Annotated in this window: 16 protein-coding genes and 1 pseudogene; 1 reads left to right on the plus strand and 16 read right to left on the minus strand. The window is 39.0% G+C overall.

The annotated features are described in order from the left end of the window. The 13 genes and pseudogenes from ACH63V_RS16645 to ACH63V_RS16705 form a co-directional block, all read right to left on the minus strand. Positions 1–1840: pseudogene (locus tag ACH63V_RS16645) on the minus strand (hypothetical protein); the annotation flags it as partial. 245 nt (positions 1841–2085) lie between these two features. After that, positions 2086–3306: a chloride channel protein gene (locus tag ACH63V_RS16650; RefSeq protein WP_311087915.1), complete on the minus strand. Its 1221-nt coding sequence runs from the start codon at positions 3304–3306 to the stop codon at positions 2086–2088. Positions 3307–3609: 303 nt separating this feature from the next. Beyond that, on the minus strand, positions 3610–5328 hold the full coding sequence (locus tag ACH63V_RS16655; protein ID WP_396464116.1) for an acetyl/propionyl/methylcrotonyl-CoA carboxylase subunit alpha: 1719 nt from the start codon (positions 5326–5328) through the stop codon (positions 3610–3612). Further along, positions 5325–6911 carry a 5-oxoprolinase/urea amidolyase family protein gene (locus tag ACH63V_RS16660; RefSeq protein WP_396464117.1) on the minus strand — a complete coding sequence of 529 codons (1587 nt, stop codon included), beginning with the start codon at positions 6909–6911 and terminating at the stop codon, positions 5325–5327. Before ACH63V_RS16660 ends, ACH63V_RS16655 begins: the two co-directional genes overlap by 4 nt. Before the next feature lie 31 nt (positions 6912–6942). Next, positions 6943–7758, minus strand: a complete 816-nt coding sequence (locus tag ACH63V_RS16665) for a putative hydro-lyase (protein ID WP_396464118.1) — start codon at positions 7756–7758, stop codon at positions 6943–6945. Positions 7759–7760: 2 nt separating this feature from the next. Then, on the minus strand, positions 7761–8525 hold the full coding sequence (locus ACH63V_RS16670; RefSeq protein ID WP_000496072.1) for a LamB/YcsF family protein: 765 nt from the start codon (positions 8523–8525) through the stop codon (positions 7761–7763). 34 nt (positions 8526–8559) lie between these two features. After that, positions 8560–9813, minus strand: coding sequence for an NRAMP family divalent metal transporter (locus ACH63V_RS16675; protein WP_077164203.1), 1254 nt, complete (start codon positions 9811–9813; stop codon positions 8560–8562). A gap of 341 nt (positions 9814–10154) precedes the next feature. Then, positions 10155–11066 carry a LysR family transcriptional regulator MumR gene (gene mumR, locus ACH63V_RS16680; protein WP_077168284.1) on the minus strand — a complete coding sequence of 304 codons (912 nt, stop codon included), beginning with the start codon at positions 11064–11066 and terminating at the stop codon, positions 10155–10157. Between the two features lie 90 nt (positions 11067–11156). Beyond that, positions 11157–11336, minus strand: coding sequence for a zf-HC2 domain-containing protein (locus ACH63V_RS16685; protein ID WP_004702527.1), 180 nt, complete (start codon positions 11334–11336; stop codon positions 11157–11159). After that, a complete protein-coding gene (locus ACH63V_RS16690; RefSeq protein ID WP_396464119.1) occupies positions 11330–11950 on the minus strand; it encodes an RNA polymerase factor sigma-70 in 621 nt (206 codons plus the stop codon). Before ACH63V_RS16690 ends, ACH63V_RS16685 begins: the two co-directional genes overlap by 7 nt. Further along, positions 11947–12708, minus strand: coding sequence for a DUF2063 domain-containing protein (locus tag ACH63V_RS16695; protein WP_396464120.1), 762 nt, complete (start codon positions 12706–12708; stop codon positions 11947–11949). The genes ACH63V_RS16690 and ACH63V_RS16695 overlap by 4 nt, the downstream gene beginning before the upstream one ends. Next, complete coding sequence (locus ACH63V_RS16700) at positions 12659–13522, minus strand: DUF692 domain-containing protein (RefSeq protein ID WP_396464121.1); 864 nt, start codon at positions 13520–13522, stop codon at positions 12659–12661. Before ACH63V_RS16700 ends, ACH63V_RS16695 begins: the two co-directional genes overlap by 50 nt. Positions 13523–13591: 69 nt before the next feature. Continuing rightward, positions 13592–13900 carry a hypothetical protein gene (locus ACH63V_RS16705; RefSeq protein ID WP_004709615.1) on the minus strand — a complete coding sequence of 103 codons (309 nt, stop codon included), beginning with the start codon at positions 13898–13900 and terminating at the stop codon, positions 13592–13594. A 164-nt stretch (positions 13901–14064) separates the two neighbouring features. Between ACH63V_RS16705 and ACH63V_RS16710 the strand changes: the two genes are divergently transcribed. Beyond that, positions 14065–14667 (plus strand): DoxX family protein, encoded by a 603-nt coding sequence (locus ACH63V_RS16710; RefSeq protein ID WP_396464123.1) that lies wholly within the window; start codon positions 14065–14067, stop codon positions 14665–14667. Here ACH63V_RS16710 and ACH63V_RS16715 read toward each other — a convergent pair. The 3 genes from ACH63V_RS16715 to ACH63V_RS16725 form a co-directional block, all read right to left on the minus strand. Further along, complete coding sequence (locus tag ACH63V_RS16715; protein ID WP_396464124.1) at positions 14664–15461, minus strand: SDR family NAD(P)-dependent oxidoreductase; 798 nt, start codon at positions 15459–15461, stop codon at positions 14664–14666. The genes ACH63V_RS16710 and ACH63V_RS16715 overlap by 4 nt on opposite strands. A 91-nt stretch (positions 15462–15552) precedes the next feature. After that, positions 15553–16497 (minus strand): DUF4424 family protein, encoded by a 945-nt coding sequence (locus ACH63V_RS16720; protein WP_396464125.1) that lies wholly within the window; start codon positions 16495–16497, stop codon positions 15553–15555. A 211-nt stretch (positions 16498–16708) separates the two neighbouring features. Beyond that, on the minus strand, positions 16709–17026 hold the full coding sequence (locus ACH63V_RS16725) for a hypothetical protein (protein ID WP_396464126.1): 318 nt from the start codon (positions 17024–17026) through the stop codon (positions 16709–16711). Positions 17027–17343: the final 317 nt, after the last annotated feature.

Here is a 17343-nt window from a genome sequence, read left to right on the forward strand (position 1 = left end):
CTTTTAAACTTTCACTAATTTGGTCTTTAAATGTTTGAACCTGTTCTTTTAAAAATTTAGATTTATCAAAAATTTGTTTAGCAAGAAAAATCTTTCTTTGATTCTCAACAATTAATTCGTTGAGTTTTTTCACTTCATCCAATAATTTAATCTGGCGTGAATTATTAGCATCCATCTTTGTCTTTAAAGACTGTTGTTCTGGTGTAAGCACTTCACTTGGAGATTCAACTTCAATAGGCTTAATTGATTCATGATCTTGCAATTCCTGTAACTTTAATTGTCTTTTACTTTCTAAAATATTCCTCACACCTGCTTGTGCTTGAAATTCTAAGTCTTCAATCTCTGTATTTAACTTACTTAGAACAACTTTGAGTGAAGATAATTGATCATTTAAAGCACTTTCTTTGAACTTAATTAATGAGTCAAGAGATGTACACCCCTTTCTATCCTCTTCAGACAAGTAAGAAAATATTACTGAATTTAGTTCATTTTGAAATTCTTTATCCCCCTGATCAGGATTACAAAGTTTTTCAAAATATACCTGTGGAATATAACGGACTCTTTCTGCTTTTCCATGGTCGACACTTGAATCTAATGATTGACATTCTTTTATACCATTCAACCATGTTATGCTTGCTTCAAAATCTGATGCAAATCCGCCTTTACCTTTGAACCGACCATCTTTTAGGAATGAAAAGAATTTACTACTCGACTTAGAATTACCTAGAAGGGAAATCACGTCAGCCAAAGCACTCTTTCCACTACCTTTTTTTCCAATTATTGCTACAAGATCATGGCTAAGTTTAAGGTTTGTTCCATCAAGCCAAGTATGATCACTAGATGCTGAAGATTTTTTTGAAATTTCTATTTTATCAATGAAGTAACTGCCTTTACCCTGTTTAACTAATTCTTTTTCTGGCAATTCACCAATATAAATTCTATTTTGGGGTTCTAATGTGGCTTGTACTAAACCCGCAAAAGTCGGATCAGCTTTTATCCATGTGAAACAATTTCCGATTCTATCTTTGTCACTTGTTTTATCTGAAAAATTATGAGCATCGCTGCAATCTAATAATAAATCATTGACACCATTCTGCTTTAGCTTTTGTTTAGCATTATTGAACGTTTCATATGATTCTGCTGAGGTAAAAACAATATGTGCATTATTAATTAAACTTTTTTTAACCGCTATAGAACCATCTGTCCACTTAAGCTGATCCCATTCAGTTTTTCCAATAGCAATTAAGTACTTACCCTTAAAACAACTTTTATCTAAACTTGAAACAATTGATTCAAGACTTAAATTTAGATTATTAAAACCTTCAATTAAATCTGAACCATAATTACTTAATTGATTCTCAGGTACATTTTGCTTAATAGATTTCCCAAGAAGTTCTACTGATTCTCGTGTAACACTATAATTCCAAGGGGAGTGCTCTTTCTCTAAAATGTATTTAGCTTGTAATGTATTTAAAAACTGTGATTTTATCTGATCTAAAGGTAAAACTTTTTCATCTGCAAAAATAACATGAAGATTTATACGGTTTAACTTTCCAAATTGAACGCCAGCAAATTCCTGTAATCTGAACTCCACAACTGGTAAAATCAAATCAATATTCTGCAATCGTCCTTTAGCTTTTTCTTGTAGAATACGTTCATATCCATCAATAAAAAAATAATCGTTAATGCCTAATACTTTGAAGGAATCAGGTAGGTTTTCTAAATCTGTTAGATATTTTTCCCAAGTAGCTTCACAATTATCTCCATATTTATGATCAAGAGATTCAGGCGTATGTACATGTAGATCCCACTTTCTCCATTCTGACCCTTTACTAAACATAATAACCCCTTTATTTTTTAAAATTAAAATTCAGTCATTTTAAGTTATTGAATTCTTTAAAATGCTTAGATATTGCACAAATATGTTATCAAACTATAAAACATATAGCTTAAAAAACTCATTAAATTCAAGCAAAAAAGCGTCGAGAATTGAATTTTAAGTTCGAATCAAAAGTTATTATTAGATACAATGTCAAAAATGAGCTGATTAGATTCCCCCCAAGCAAGCCCCATGTAAACTACTCACTAATCCATCAACTTTTTACGGCGATACAACCCACAATCCCCAGAAAATAATGCTGCCAATAAACATGTAATAATGGCATAAGTCGCAACATTCATTCCAAATAGTTCAATCGCTAAAATAATAGACGTTAACGGTGCCTTACTTGCCCCAGAAAACAAACTCACCAAGCCTAAGCCTGCAAGCAATGAAAGTGGTAAGTTTAAAACTGCTCCTAAAGCATTACCTAATGTCGCACCAACATAGAACAACGGCGTAATTTCGCCACCTTTAAAACCAGAACCTAAAGTAATAGCAGTAAAAACGGTCTTATTAAAAAAGTCGTAAAATTCAATCGGTACATAAAAAGATGCAATGATTTTATCTGTACCTAAACCGTTGTACTGCTGATGCGCAGTGAACAACGTCAGTAGCATAATGACAATACCGCCGACCATTGTTCTTAATGGCAAATAGCGAATGTATTTATAAAAGAGGTCACTTGCCAAATGAATAGCAGCAATAAAGAAACGCGCAGCTAAACCAAAAACCAGCCCTGCCGCAATTAAGCTCATGAGCACGCCAAAATGAATCGCTGGAAACTCGCTAATCACATAGTAGATGTGCGGGTGAACAATATCGAATAGCTCAGGGATAGTCGAAGCAATAAGCGCCGACACAAAACATGGGAAAATGGCTGAATATCTTAAATTACCTAAAGCGGTAATTTCTAAGCCATAGATTGCACCAGCCAAAGGCAAGCCAAACACCCCTGCAAAGCCAGCACCGATACTGGCGATTAAGCAAATTTTTCGGTTATCTTCCGAGATTTTTAATATATGACTTAAGTGGTCAATTAAGGCACCCGAAAGCTGTACGGCTGGTGCCTCACGCCCTGCCGAACCACCAAACAGTTGCGTTAAAATTGAGGTAATAAAAATGATGGGGCTCATTCGTTTTGGAATAAACGACTTCGGCTGGTGAATTTCATCTAGGAGTAAATGTGTTCCCCGTTCAATCGGTGAACCATATTTTTTAATGAGGTAACCAATGCCAAAACCCACGAAAGGCAAAAAGTAGATGAGCCAGTGATGCAGACTTCGGACTTTATTTGAAATATCAAAAGCGACAAAAATTAAGGTCGATGCCAACCCCGCTACGACTCCGATCACAATCGAGATGACGAGCCAATAGACACTGTATTTTAGAATTTGATCATATTCAGATGAAGGTAGAATTTTCATTCGCTTTCTTCAATTCGCCTTTGAGTGAGTGCCAAATTCTCAAATTTTTTTTATGCTGCCAGCTCATTAAGTGAGAAATGCTTAAACTGGGCTAAAAATTAAAGCTCGCATAAGCGAGCTTTAAATACAGTGATCAATATTTATACCACCAATCTGTGACAAATATCTCATAACCCGTACAGGCTTTCAAGTTGTAAATGGTTAATGAAAACCTGAAAAATGCCTGATTGAGTTAATTAATAAGCATTCGATTTGACCCGATCAAACTAAAAGCATCCTCAAGCCAAATGGCATATTTAAATATTAATTAATACTCGCAATTACAGTTTCTGCATGGCAGGTTGCACCCTTCTCTGCACTAATCTGAATAACACCACTACGGTGTGCAAGTACCTGCACTTCCATTTTCATGGCTTCCATAATGGCAACCACTTGGCCTTCTGTCACTTGCTCACCATTCTCGACTTTCCAAGCGCTAATCACACCATTAATTGGGGCAAGTAAATGCTCAGCACTTACTTCTAGCTCGGCCGTTTGGGCTTGAACGGCGGTTGCTGGTCCTTGTGCAAACATACCCGCAGGTAAACCTAAACGATGTAACTTGCCATCAATTTCAATGTAGCTGAGTAGCATTGGTTGTTGATGGTTTGGAATACCGCGTTTAGTCGGTTTCAACTCTTGTTTGAAGTCATTTTCAATCCAACGTGTGTGTACATTAAACTCATCGGTAAAGTCAGGTTCATTAAGTACTGCACGGTGAAAATCTAAAACCGATGCCACACCTTCAATTTTAAATTGTTTTAAAGCACGTTTAGCTCGTGAAATTGCAATTTCACGAGTTGGACCAGTCACAATCAGTTTTGCCATCAGTGAATCAAAATGGCTAGACACTAATGATCCAGTACGAACACCAGTGTCCACGCGTACACCGTTACCAAATGGTGCTTCAAATAAACTCAACACACCAAATGCAGGAATAAAACCACGTGCTGGGTCTTCGGCATTTATACGAAACTCAATGGCATGACCTTGTGCCTTTGGTGTTTCTTTAATAGAAAGCACTTCACCTTGTGCCACGCGAATTTGCTCAACCACCAAATCAACTTTTGAGGTTTCTTCAGTCACAGGGTGTTCAACTTGCAAACGCGTATTTACTTCTAAAAATGAAAGCTTCCCATCACGACTCAGTAAATATTCAACTGTTCCCGCACCCACATAGTTTGCGGCCTGACAAATGTTTTTTGCCGAGGTTAAAATTTGCTGGTAAATCTCATCGCTAATAAAAGGCGCTGGTGCTTCTTCGACTAACTTTTGGTTACGGCGTTGCAACGAGCAATCGCGTGTACCCAGTACCACAATATTGCCATGTTGGTCAGCTATGACTTGTGCCTCTACATGGCGCGGTTTATCGAGATATTGCTCGACAAAACATTCACCACGGCCAAAGGCAGCTTTTGCTTCACGTACTGCCGACTCATAAAGCTCTTGAACTTCTTCGAGTTTCCACGCAACTTTTAAGCCGCGGCCACCGCCACCAAACGCCGCTTTAATGGCAATCGGTAAACCATATTGCTTGGCAAACTCTAAAGCTTCCTCTGCATTATTAAGTGGGTCTTGTGTACCTTGAACTAAGGGCGCACCTACCGAAGCAGCAATTTTACGTGCTTCGATTTTATCGCCTAGTTTTTCAATGGCACTTGGTGATGGCCCGACCCATTTTAAACCCGCATCAATCACAGCTTGAGCAAATTCAGCACGCTCAGATAAAAATCCATAACCTGGATGCACCATGGTCGCTTTCGATTTCTTTGCAACTTCGATAATGGCTGGAATATTTAGGTAAGTCTCGCTAGCAGTCGCACCAGCCAAACCCCATGCTTCATCTGCAAGTTCGACATGCATGCTGCCAATGTCGTCATCTGCATATAACGCGACCGATGAAATGCCCATATCACGGCAAGCATGAATAATACGAACGGCAATTTCACCACGGTTAGCAATCAATAATTTTTCTGTACTCATCTTTCATTCTCAAAATCTATAAATTCGGCAATTTTTTTAAATTTGATGCGGCAACCTGCTGGAATCTGTGCCACCAAGTCCCAATGGTGTTTAGCAACAGAGGCAATGACCGGATATCCGCCCGTTAAAGGATGATCATTCATAAACAAAACGGGTTGGCCACTCGGTGGAATTTGTAAAGCGCCAATGCATGTGCCTTCACTTTCCAGCTCGTAGGTGATTTTGCGAGTTAAAGGCTGTGCACCTGAAAGTCTTAGCCCGACTCGGTTGCTTTCATTGGTCACAAGCCATTCTTGCTGACAGAGCAGTTCAATACTGTCTTGTTCGAACCAGTCTGTGCGTGGCCCCATTACAATGTCTAGCTCAACTTCTTCGCCAGCTTTTGGTAAATCGCTTTTGCCCACTTCATTTACGCTAATGTTGGTTGCCTTGACCTGTCCTTGGTAAATAGTATCTCCAAGTTTTAAAGGTTCTGGACCTAACACCGCCAAGCTGTCAAACGAAGCACTATTGAGCACTGGTTCAACATCTATACCACCACGAACTGCCAAATAGTTTCTTAAGCCTGCTGTTGGTGGCTGAATTTGGAATTCATCGCCTTCATCCAAATCAATCGGTTGATAGCTTGCAAAGTCCGCGGTTTGACCGTCGGCAAATTTCACACGAATGTTTGAAATGGCACCTGCCACCGCAATAACGCCAGCATGCTGCATTTTGGCTTTTAGGCCGCCATTTAAAACTTCAATGACTGGTGTATCGGTTGGATTACCCACAATACGGTTAGCACTATGCATTGCAGACAAGTCCATTGCACCTGCAACACCAACCCCAATATTAGTCTGGTTTAAACGCCCTTCGTCTTGAATAAGCATTTGTAAACTTGGCGCAGTAATCGTAAACAGCGGTACAGATTGTTTAGGTTCAACCTTATGCGTAATTTGCTGCGGCACATTCACTGTTGTTGGGTTATGCGTAACATCTTCAAAATGCACAGTCATGCCCGGTAACAGCAATGCAGGATTTTTACGCTCTAAATCCCACATTTTTTCCGATGTTGTACCAATCAGCTGCCAGCCACCCGGACTGTCTTTTGGGTAAATACCAGAGTATTTCCCAGCCAAGCCCAACGAGCCTGACGGTATTTTTTTACGCGGAACCGTTAAGCGTGGAATATCGGTAAAAGGCTTATCGGGACTGCTCATATAAGCAAAGCCCGGCGCAAAACCAATAAAAGCCACATTCCACACGCTTTGGTGGTGCTTTCTAATCACATCGGCAACAGACAAACCTTGTAGCTCGGCAACCTGTGCAAGGTCTTCGCCGTTATAGCAAATCGGCACAACCACTTCTTGGCTACTGCGCTCAAATCTAGAATCAACTTTGAGGCTCTGAATTGAAGCAACCAGCGTTTTAAAGTTGGTTTCGATCTCGTTAAAGAAAACCAAAATTGTTTTTGCAGCGGGGACTAAGTCTTTAATTCCATTCAATTGCGTATTTTGCAATTTATTGTACAACGCCAAAGTTTCCTCTAAGCTCGCAAGCTCAATCAGAAAACAATCGGCGTTTACCGATAAAAAACGCATTTGCTTATCCTTTTAATTCTTCTTTAGCTATTTAGCTCATCCAAGCGCGGTCAGGAATATCGGTAATAAACATGTAACCCGGTGCATGACTAATCGCAAAAGGAATTCTCGAGTTCATCACTGCTGCTTGCGGTGTTACCCCACATGCCCAAAACACGGGAATTTCATCCGCTTCAATACGTGAAGCATCGCCAAAGTCGGGCTTATTTACATCCAAAATTCCTAAGCTTTCAGGGTGCCCGATATGGACAGGTGCCCCATGTACACTTGGCATACGTGCGGTAATTTTTACCGCTTCACTAATTTGATGAGACGGAATTGGTCGCATGGAAACCACCATATTTCCTGAAATACGCCCTGCTGGTTGGCACTTGATATTGCTCAAATACATCGGCACATTGGTATCGTCATGAATATGACGAACTTCAATACCCGCTTCTTGCAAAGCTGTTTCAAACGAAAAACTGCAACCAATTAAGAAAGTCACCAAATCAGGATGAGCATTATAAATTTCTCTTGCATCAGTCACTTCATCGACCATTTCGCCATCTTTCCAAATGCGATAACGCGGAAAGTCAGTTCGAATGTCTGAGTCTGCGGCAAGCTTAGTTGCATAGATGCCTTCTTCGAGCACATCAAGCACTGGACAGCTTTGCGGGTTACGATGCGCATAGAGTAAAAAGTCGTATGCCCACTCTTTTGGCACCGAAATCATATTGACCTGCGTCATGCCCGCAGCCATACCTGCTGTCGGTTTATCAAAACCTGCACGGATTTTTAAACGTGCATCTAAAGCGGCTTCAAGCTGAGCTGGGTCGACTTTAATATCCTTATACATGGTGCTCATCCTTATGCTTTGTTTACAAACGGGCGGATTTCAATATTGTTTTTTACAAGCTCAGCTTTAATTGCTGCTGACATTTCTAATGCACCGTCGGTGTCGCCATGTAGGCAAATGGTATCGGCCTGAATTGGTGTAAAGACACCGTCAATTGACTCTACCCCACCATTTTTAAGCATTGAAACCACACGGCTCGCAACAAATGCCGAGTCGTGTAAAACCGCACCTTCTAGACGACGAGACACCAGTGAACCATCGCTGTTATAAGCGCGGTCTGCAAATGCCTCAGACACAACTTTTAAGCCAGCCGCACGTGCCTGCTCAACTAAGTTCGATCCAGCCAAAGCCACCAAAACCAATTCAGGGTTATACATTTTAATCGCATCAATCACGGCTGCTGCCTGTGCTTGGTCATGTGCAATGGTGTTGTAGAGCGCGCCATGTGGTTTAACGTATTGCACTTTTGAGCCTGCCACTTTCGCCAAGCCATCGAGTGCAGAAATTTGGTAAAGCACATCGGCAATAAGCTCATCACGTGACAAATCCATATTACGGCGACCAAAGCCTACAAGGTCTGGATAAGACACGTGAGCGCCAATGGTCACGCCAAGCTCCACTGCTTTACGAACCGTTTTTAAAATGCCGAGTGGGTCGCCAGCATGGAAGCCACACGCAATATTGGCACTGGTTACAACAGGTAAAATCTGATCATCATTACCCATTTTCCATGATCCAAAGCTTTCACCCAAATCACTATTTAAATCTACAAACATGGCATTATTCCTTTATCACTTAACAAAGTCTGGCTTAAAGCTTGGTCAAATAGTTAAATACTGTCGTAAATGACATATAGCCCATCCACCATGTCAACAGACATGTTAACCCACCCAAAATAAGCAACCATTTTGGATAGTTATAATTACCCATTAAATCTTTACGGCATGCAGCAACATACACAAAAATTGTAAGACCAATTGGCAACACCAAACCGTTAAAACCACCTACAAAAATGAGCAGACCTGCTGGAGTTGCACCCAATAACACATACAACAATAAAGCCAATGCGATAAAGGTAATGGTCGTATAGTTGGTTTGTTTTGGAGTTAAATTCTTTTTAAATGCAGTAAAGAATGAAACCGAAGTATATGCTGCGCCGATGGTGCTACTAATACCTGCTGCCCAGAAAATTAAACCAAATAATTTAAAACCAAATGTACCCGCTGCATATTGGAATGCTTGAGCTGCCGGATTGGCATCATGGCTCGCTAAATCAATAGTTGCACCGCTCACCACCACACCTAAGAATGCTAAGAACAGCACATAGCGCATGATACCGACAACAATAATGCCCTTGGTCGCAGCTTTTGCAACTTCATCAATATTTTCAGGGCCAACAGCGCCTTTATCGAGTAAACGATGTGCGCCTGCATAGCAGATATAGCCACCAACCGTACCACCAACAATGGTGGTAATAATGGCAAAGTCGATATGATCTGGCGCAAAAGTTTGATGTACAGCTTGACCAACAGGAGGCATTACAATGACGGCAACGATAATAATCAGCAGGATTTTAAGCAATCCCAACACGATCATGCTTTTATCCATGGCAAGCGTTGCTTTTCTTGATGCAAAAATCAAAATGGCTAAGGCACCACTTAAAATACCGCCCCACTTTGTGTCTAGGCCAAAAAGTGCATTTAAACCTAAAGCCGCACCTGCGATGTTACCCACACTAAAGAAAAAACCGCCCAAAATCACCAGAAACGCTAGTAAATAACCACTACCCGGTAATGCTTTATTGGCAATATCTGATGCACGCATTTGAGTGAGTGTGACCACTCGCCAAATGTTTTGTTGAACGACATAATCAATGAGAATGGAAACTAAAATGGCAAAGCCAAATGCAGCGCCTAACTTCACTGTAAATACAGCAGTTTGGGTTAAAAATCCTGGCCCCATTGCAGAGGTCGCCATCATAAAGATTGAGGCAACAATGGCCCATTGGCGATCTGATAAAAAAGAAGATTTCAGTAAAGACATATTAATGCGTTCCTCATCCATTTGAGCTTAACAACGCTATTTCAAGTTGAACCAAGAACATCATTTTTGTCCCAAACGATATTCTTTAATCCTTTAAAATGACAAAGATTCCCTATTCCCCAATCAACTTAATCGGTGATCAAATCTTGTACCTCAAATAAAAACATAGCTCATCCCTACGGACAATAAGACTTTTTACATAAATTAAAATTTATAAGTATTTAATTTTTATTATTTTTTAATTTCATTAAAATTCAGGATAAATTTTACTTATCGACTTTCATAAGCTGCCTTTATGACGTTGCATACAAGCAGCGATAATTTAGAGAAGAAAAATGAGATGAAAAGATAACCGATTCTACTTATTTTTTAATTTGCTCATTCAGCCTTTTCATGGCACTCGCTGAGACTTTAACAGCGACCTCGGTTAATTTTTCTTTCAAGGCAACGTCATTTCCGTGAATATAAATAGACGTGAAATGAAAGGTTTTTAAGCGAATAGGCGTATCTAATATTTCCAATCGCCCGTCTGTAATTTCCTTTAAAGCCGTTAAGGTCGGTACGACTGCAATACCTAAACCTTGCTCAGCAAGACGCAACAACGTCGCTAATGAATAACTGGTAATTGAAAGGGGCTCATCAATGCCCTGTTCTTTCATTTTGGCCTTTAATTCTTTATAGGGATAGGTAATTTTTGGATAAGTTAAAATGGTATGCGACATTAAGGCTTTAAAAGACATTTGCCCAATTCCACCTTTAAACGATGGTGCTGCCAAGAAACTCAGTTCAAAGTTACAAAGGGACTGCTCAATACATTCAAAAGCCAAGGTTGGGCCAAGTAAAAAGGCCATATCCAAGTCACCTGTACGAATGCCTTCTTGTAAATTAGGTGTCAGGTCAACCACAATTTCGACCGAAACTTTTGGAAATTCTTGTTGAACTTTTTCGATATATTCAACGAGCCACGTATATACAATGGTTTCGGAAACGCCTAAACGTATGGTTCCCGTCAGATGCTGGTTTTCGGTAAGCTCTGCGACCAGATCGGTTTCTAAACGCATAAACTTTTCAGCATATTTAAATAAGGTCATGCCTTTATGGGTCAGTTTAAACTGCCGCAAGCTTCGGTCTAAAACCTTAAAACCTAATTCATTTTCAAGAGATGTGATTTTTTGAGAGACAGCAGGCTGCGTCGTTTGTAATTTAATTGCCGCCTTATTGAAGCTATTTAACGTCACAACCCAATAAAATGCTTCAAGATTCTTTAAATTCACGTTTCATCCTGTCTTAAAAATTCCTTTGCTTTTATAGTATGTAAGCTTTTAACCTGTTAAGGCCAGCAATAAATAAATTTTTAACTAAAGTTAGTTATCCAAATTTTTAAATGCCTTGGAAAGCTGACTAATTGTTTTGATCTGCTTTGCATAACGGCGGCATGATCGGCATGCCAACAAATGCAGTTGTAAACTACTTTGCTCACGTAAAAAAAGCGGTCTATCTTGTTTTTCAGACAACAGTTGAGTGGCTTGTCGACATGTCAACATGAACAATCCTCCTTCAGTAACCATTTATTTTCTAAGCATTCCCGTAAACGGGTACGACTTCGATACATCAACACATTAAAGTTTGAAATAGATAACTCCAGCTTGCTACAAATTTCGTTAGAACTCAGCTCTACCACTTCTCTCATCATAAAAACCTGAGCATATTTGGCAGGCAAATGATCTAAACAGGCTTCAAAAATTATCCAAAAATCTGACTGCTCCATCATTTCTTCAGGACTTTGCCATGCTTGAGGTGCTTCATATTTATGCCAGTGTCCTGAAGCATCAAACAATTCATCAACACTGAGTTCACTTTCCTCGTCTTTAAATAATTCAGACATGGCGACCAAACGTGACTTTTGCCGAACCACATCAATAATTTTATTTTTTAAAATAGCGAATACCCATGTTTTGAACGCAGCCCGCCCTTTAAATGAATCTAAGTTTTGAAAAGCACTGGTTAAAGCCTCTTGCACTACATCTTCAGCTTGCGGAAGTGAGGATAACTGTAAAAAAGCAAATTTAATCATTTGCTGCCTTAAGTCTTGTAAAAAGGCTGGGTTATGCAGTTGCTCCCTTAAGTCGTCATGACGTGATGCCGCGGCTGAAGTCATCCTTGTGCCTCTTTTAAATCATGGGGAGTTTGGATTAATTGTAATCGAGATAAGAGGTTTTTGAGTTCTTGAATTTGCAGATAAATTTCAGGCTCAGACAAATCAGTGAGTACAGAATGAATGAGTGTGAAAATATCATGGTCAGTTAACGCTATATTTTGAGTTAACTGTTCAATCAGCATCGCAAACAGTGGAGAGAGTTGTTCAATACATACGCTATCTTGTTCATCGCGCCAGACCATTACTGCACCGGGTGCAAGTTCTACTTGTTCTGGTGTCATTAAAGTCGTCCACGTATAAACGGGATATTGATAAACCAATACCCATACTTTAGTGGTTAACTGCCAAGCGTAATTTTCATGCAAAACGACATCTTCAATTTCAACAGTATCTAAATACAACTCCAACCATTCAAACTGTAATAACTCAGCCAACCAAGGATACTCTTGTAATATCGGATGCTGTTGCTCTGTTAAATACTCTCTAAACTCTAAAGAGATATCATTGTATAAAGGTGAGCGGCTTTTAGCTTTTTGAAAAAATTCTAACAGCAATTGTTGCCACTTTAACTCTGGCAACATCGCACGAGCGACCGGATAAACTAACTCAATAAATGAGCTGACATTATTAAAAAGTAAATCCCGATAAATTTGCATTCTTTGAGGAGGAAGTGCTTGAGGTAGTTCCAAATCAGGATCTCTAATCCAGTCACAAAACTGACGTTGCATGGTTTGGAAGGATGTTTGATTTCCCTTCATAGCCACTCTCCTGTTGTTGAATGAGTTTAATTTTGGCGAGTTCCTCTTCTAATTCTTGCCATGATGGAATATTAAAGTCGCGTTCTAATAAAGTCGGTTTTACTCCACATACTTGATAGGTATATCTCAGTAATTCCCAAACACGGTCACAGACTTCTGCCCCATGCGTATCAATTAATAAATTTTTCTGAACTTTTTCATGTCCAGCAATATGTAAGTAACGAATTCGTTCCTTTGGCATGTTCTGAATAAAACCAAATGCATCGCTACCATGATTGATACTGTTAACATAGACATTATTTACATCCAGAAGCAAATCACAGTCTGCATGTTGAATCACTTCACGGATAAATTCAGCTTCACTCATTTCGGCATTCGGCATGACATAAGTAGACACATTCTCTATGACTAATCTTTTCCCTAAAATATCTTGCACACGTAAAATACGTTCAGCGACATATTTAACAGCTGCTTCTGTCATGGGTATTGGCAACAAATCATATAAATAGCCGCCATCATTTGTATAACTTAAATGTTCAGAATAAATTGGTACATCATATTGTTCTAAAAAGCTTTTTACTTTACCTATAAATTCGAGATTAAGTGGATGCGGTCCTCCAATAGATAATGACAAGCCGTGACAAATTAATGGCGCTTTTTCAGCACATTGTGCGAGTAATTTTGCATGTCGACCACCAAAACCTAACCAATTTTCTGGGGCAACCTCAATAAAGTCTGGATATGTTTTTGCCGTTAGAAATGCATTTATAAAGTCACGTCTTAAGCCAAGCCCCACACCATTCAACTCCATCATGGTGATTTCTCCTTTTGGAAATGATGCCGACACTTACTAGAAGGCCGACATCATCCATGATTAGATTGTTTACTTGGCGCCACACTTGCCATCAGCAACTTTTTTATCTGCCCCGCACTTGCCGTCGGCTGCTTTTTTAGTTGCACCGCATTTACCATCTGCTGCTTTTTTATTTGCTCCACATTTTGCTTCAGCAGACTTTTCATGTTTTTTCATTTTGTTGGCTCCGCATTTCGCTTCACCACATTTACCATCGGCTGCTTTGGTTGCATGTACTTCGGTTGTTGTATTGGTTGCTGCTACAGCCATTTGCGTAGCACCTGCAACTGAAAGGGCTAATAATGCTGCCACTGAAGTCATTGAGTTGAGTTTGTTCATTTTCGTATTCCTTTAATGCTAATTTCTCGGTTTGTACACATGTACATAAAGTTAGACGGACCAAATCCTTTTTTATTACACCGTAAATAAAAAAATTTTTTATGTAAGAAATACAGTTTCCATCCGACTAATTATTATTCAATCGCATTGGATGTGAAATTATCATGAAGAACTTTATTTATGGCTTATCTCAATATTATCAAAACCTCGGTAAGTCTTTACAACATATTGACGGCATTGCCGCATTGGCTATTCGATTGTATCTAGTCCCTATATTTTGGATGGCGGGTACAAATAAACTGATGCACTTCAACGACATTGTCGAATGGTTCGGCAGTTCAGATGGTGGATTGGGCCTTCCTTTTCCCTATTTAATGGCCGTGCTTGCAACGTCAACTGAACTAGCAGGTGCCATACTTTTAACACTAGGTTTATTTACCCGTTTAATTAGTATTCCACTCATTACTACCATGTTAGTTGCAATATTTACGGTACACCTCCCAAATGGATGGCAAGCAATTGCTGACCCGCATGCCCCCTTTGCTAACATGCAAGTATTGGCTTCTGCTGAAAAGTTAGATAAAGCTCGAGAAATCCTACAGAACTATGGCAACTATGACTGGCTTACATCGAGCGGTTCGTTTGTTATTTTAAATAACGGAATTGAATTTGCCACGACCTATATGATTATGCTATTTGCTCTACTTGTACTTGGAGGCGGCCGTTATTTTAGTTTAGATTATTGGATTAAAAATAAACTGCACTAATCGATTACTGCACCAGCAGTCATATTTACAACCGTTGCGGTCATTGAGTTCGCATGCTCTGATACAAGGAAAGCAACGGTTTCTGCAACTTGTGAAAGTGTGGGTAATCGCTTTAGCATAGTACCCTGAGCAGCACCTTCAAGCCATTGTCCTATGCTGAGTCCCATGGCCTGTGCTTTAGACTCAAACAATTCACGTGTATAAGAACCCGCTTGAACAGCATCAATAATTGCATGTGAGCGCACACCGAGTACCCGTATATTATTAGGGCCTAGCTCACTGGCAAGAGCTTTAATAAAGGCCTCAATTCCAGCACAGCCCACAATATGTCCTAAATGCCCCGGTATTGCCATTCGTGCTGAAGGTGCCACAATTGAAATGATGGTTCCACCGCGCTTACCGCCCATATAAGGAACCACAGCTTTAGAGATATTAAACTGCGCCGTTAGAAATGGATTTATTCCCCCGACGAACTCATCAAGATTTAATTCTAAAATTTCTTTGCCTTGATTATGAATAAAACTGGTTGCATTGATGACGATATCTAAACCACTCGTCGCTTGAGCAATTTGAGCAACTGCCTCACTGGTTGCTTGGCTATCTAGCACATCAACACTAACGATATGTATCGCGCCTTCGTATTTTTGTAGTTGTGCCGCGATGTTTTGCAGTTTATTTAAATCTCTTGCGCATAAATAAACATGCGCTCCTTCACGAAGGAAAACCTGCGCAATCGCAGTGCCAATTGCACCGCTGCCTCCAAAAATTACTGCTACTTTTCCCTTGAGCAACATGCGGCATCCTCTTGTTATTGTGCGCCATGGTTAGGTTATGACACACAATCAAAAGTGATGCAATTTTATACAGTTTAGAGTTTGTATGAGCTTATGGCAGATGAACAAAAATAACGTCTAAGTCTTGTTTTGGTACAAACTTGGTTTTGGTCATTTGAAATTGAGTCGGACTAATTTTGTTGACTTTGCCATCCCAACAAAATGAAACCAGTTCACCTTTATCACGTTCAATTGTTAACTTAAATTTTTCAATAGGCTTTGCCCAGTTAGCCCCTGTCGTCAAAATATAACCTAAAGCACTAAACGGCGAATGTTCTGCCTGTGCTTTTTTAAGACCCTGTTTAAATTGTTTATCCATGCAAAATTGCTTACTATCTTCGTCTGGATATAGCGCAACAGAACCGCCGACCAAAGGTTTATATTCATGATGAATTTTAGTCAAACTATTGGCTTTAAAGGTTTGCTTCCAGCTATAAATGACTTGAGATGACCATGGGATTACATCATCTTTTTCAAATTGAGCTAAAATTTTCTGCATTTGTGGTTTATTACATTTGTTTAGCCTATCTTGATAATTCAAATAATCATAGTTACTACGAATCCATGGATTCAGCATGTCTTTTTCAGTAAAGCCACATTGCTTAAACTCATCGGTTACATCCATTAAAGGTGATTTTTCATCTTTTTGAATAAACGTTCTGACATGCATTTCAGGTTTTATATTTTGGCCATCCACTACAATTTTAAAGCTCTTTAAAAGTGCGTCTGTGTCTGCAAAATCTGCTTCAAAAAAGTTATCTACACGTGGTAGCGGAAATAAAATAGTTTCAGTGACATCTTTATTGCTTAGGTTTTTATATAGATAATCGACTTTAATCATCTTTTTACTAATAAATAAATCTTCACTTTGCATCGCAACTTGTGAGTTTTTTAAATACTGAATGCCACCTGTACCCACATACCCCGTAGAGTCATTGGCTAAGCTATAGCTTGAGAGTGGAACCAAAACAGCTAAAGTCATTGCAAGCTTTTTCATTTTAAAGTCTCTATATCATTTTTTGATTATGAAATATCAACCTAAATGATAGCTGTTTTAAGATTAAGTGCTGTTAATATTTTTCATTCTTCTAAAACATACCAATATAAAATAGGGTAAATAGATTGCATCAACCACCGTTAAATGTGGTCGATGCATTTTAAATTAAGAATAAATGAAGCGAATTTATTTTTTATAGCTTTAAACTTGATTACTTCGCTGCGTTTACACCAACAATAAACTGGCTACAATTAGATCCTTCAGAAGCATTACCTAACTGCTTTTCAGAAAACTTAAATTTTGATGCTACAGAAGCATAATCTTTCTTAAGGGTTTGACCTGTAAGCTCACCTAACTCTTTTACTTGTTCAGGCTTTAAAATTCCGTATTCAACTACTTGATTGACCATTACACATGCGGTGGTCATAGCATCATAACGTGCGGCAGTTTTAGAATAACCTAGAGCACCCACTACACCACCAACAATTAAACCGACTACTACAGCCAAAGTTACATGCATTTTATTCATTTTAAATACCTAAAAAATTTTAACTAAAGACGAGCACTTTAAGAGTTTGTGCTCAAGTAGATGTAAGATAACTGCTTTTATTTGATACAAAAAGTTAGATTCTGTCAGATTTATTGATAGTTGAGTTGTCGTAAAGACATTACCATGGTCTTTGTAAGTATGGATGTTTACTCTTTCTATTCAATACATAAGAAATAAGATTATTAATTTTATAGTGTTCCAAGAAAAATTTATTTAAAATTATTTATGTAACCCCCTAATTATCAAGATTAATATAAAATCATAAATTCCCGCATATATATTCAAAAATTCTCAAC

This window comes from Acinetobacter sp. ABJ-A23_2 (assembly GCF_044538765.1).
GTDB lineage: Bacteria > Pseudomonadota > Gammaproteobacteria > Pseudomonadales > Moraxellaceae > Acinetobacter > Acinetobacter nosocomialis_A.

Bases quoted from the DNA above. Each gene is read 5' to 3' on its own strand.
- ACH63V_RS16650 (WP_311087915.1), bottom strand. From the start codon at position 3,306: ATGAAAATTCTACCTTCATCTGAATATGATCAAATTCTAAAATACAGT.
- ACH63V_RS16655 (WP_396464116.1), bottom strand. From the start codon at position 5,328: ATGAGTACAGAAAAATTATTGATTGCTAACCGTGGTGAAATTGCCGTT.
- ACH63V_RS16660 (WP_396464117.1), bottom strand. From the start codon at position 6,911: ATGCGTTTTTTATCGGTAAACGCCGATTGTTTTCTGATTGAGCTTGCG.
- ACH63V_RS16665 (WP_396464118.1), bottom strand. From the start codon at position 7,758: ATGAGCACCATGTATAAGGATATTAAAGTCGACCCAGCTCAGCTTGAA.
- ACH63V_RS16670 (WP_000496072.1), bottom strand. From the start codon at position 8,525: ATGTTTGTAGATTTAAATAGTGATTTGGGTGAAAGCTTTGGATCATGG.
- ACH63V_RS16675 (WP_077164203.1), bottom strand. From the start codon at position 9,813: ATGGATGAGGAACGCATTAATATGTCTTTACTGAAATCTTCTTTTTTA.
- ACH63V_RS16685 (WP_004702527.1), bottom strand. From the start codon at position 11,336: ATGTTGACATGTCGACAAGCCACTCAACTGTTGTCTGAAAAACAAGAT.
- ACH63V_RS16690 (WP_396464119.1), bottom strand. From the start codon at position 11,950: ATGACTTCAGCCGCGGCATCACGTCATGACGACTTAAGGGAGCAACTG.
- ACH63V_RS16695 (WP_396464120.1), bottom strand. From the start codon at position 12,708: ATGAAGGGAAATCAAACATCCTTCCAAACCATGCAACGTCAGTTTTGT.
- ACH63V_RS16700 (WP_396464121.1), bottom strand. From the start codon at position 13,522: ATGATGGAGTTGAATGGTGTGGGGCTTGGCTTAAGACGTGACTTTATA.
- ACH63V_RS16705 (WP_004709615.1), bottom strand. From the start codon at position 13,900: ATGAACAAACTCAACTCAATGACTTCAGTGGCAGCATTATTAGCCCTT.
- ACH63V_RS16710 (WP_396464123.1), top strand. From the start codon at position 14,065: ATGAAGAACTTTATTTATGGCTTATCTCAATATTATCAAAACCTCGGT.
- ACH63V_RS16715 (WP_396464124.1), bottom strand. From the start codon at position 15,461: ATGTTGCTCAAGGGAAAAGTAGCAGTAATTTTTGGAGGCAGCGGTGCA.
- ACH63V_RS16720 (WP_396464125.1), bottom strand. From the start codon at position 16,497: ATGAAAAAGCTTGCAATGACTTTAGCTGTTTTGGTTCCACTCTCAAGC.
- ACH63V_RS16725 (WP_396464126.1), bottom strand. From the start codon at position 17,026: ATGAATAAAATGCATGTAACTTTGGCTGTAGTAGTCGGTTTAATTGTT.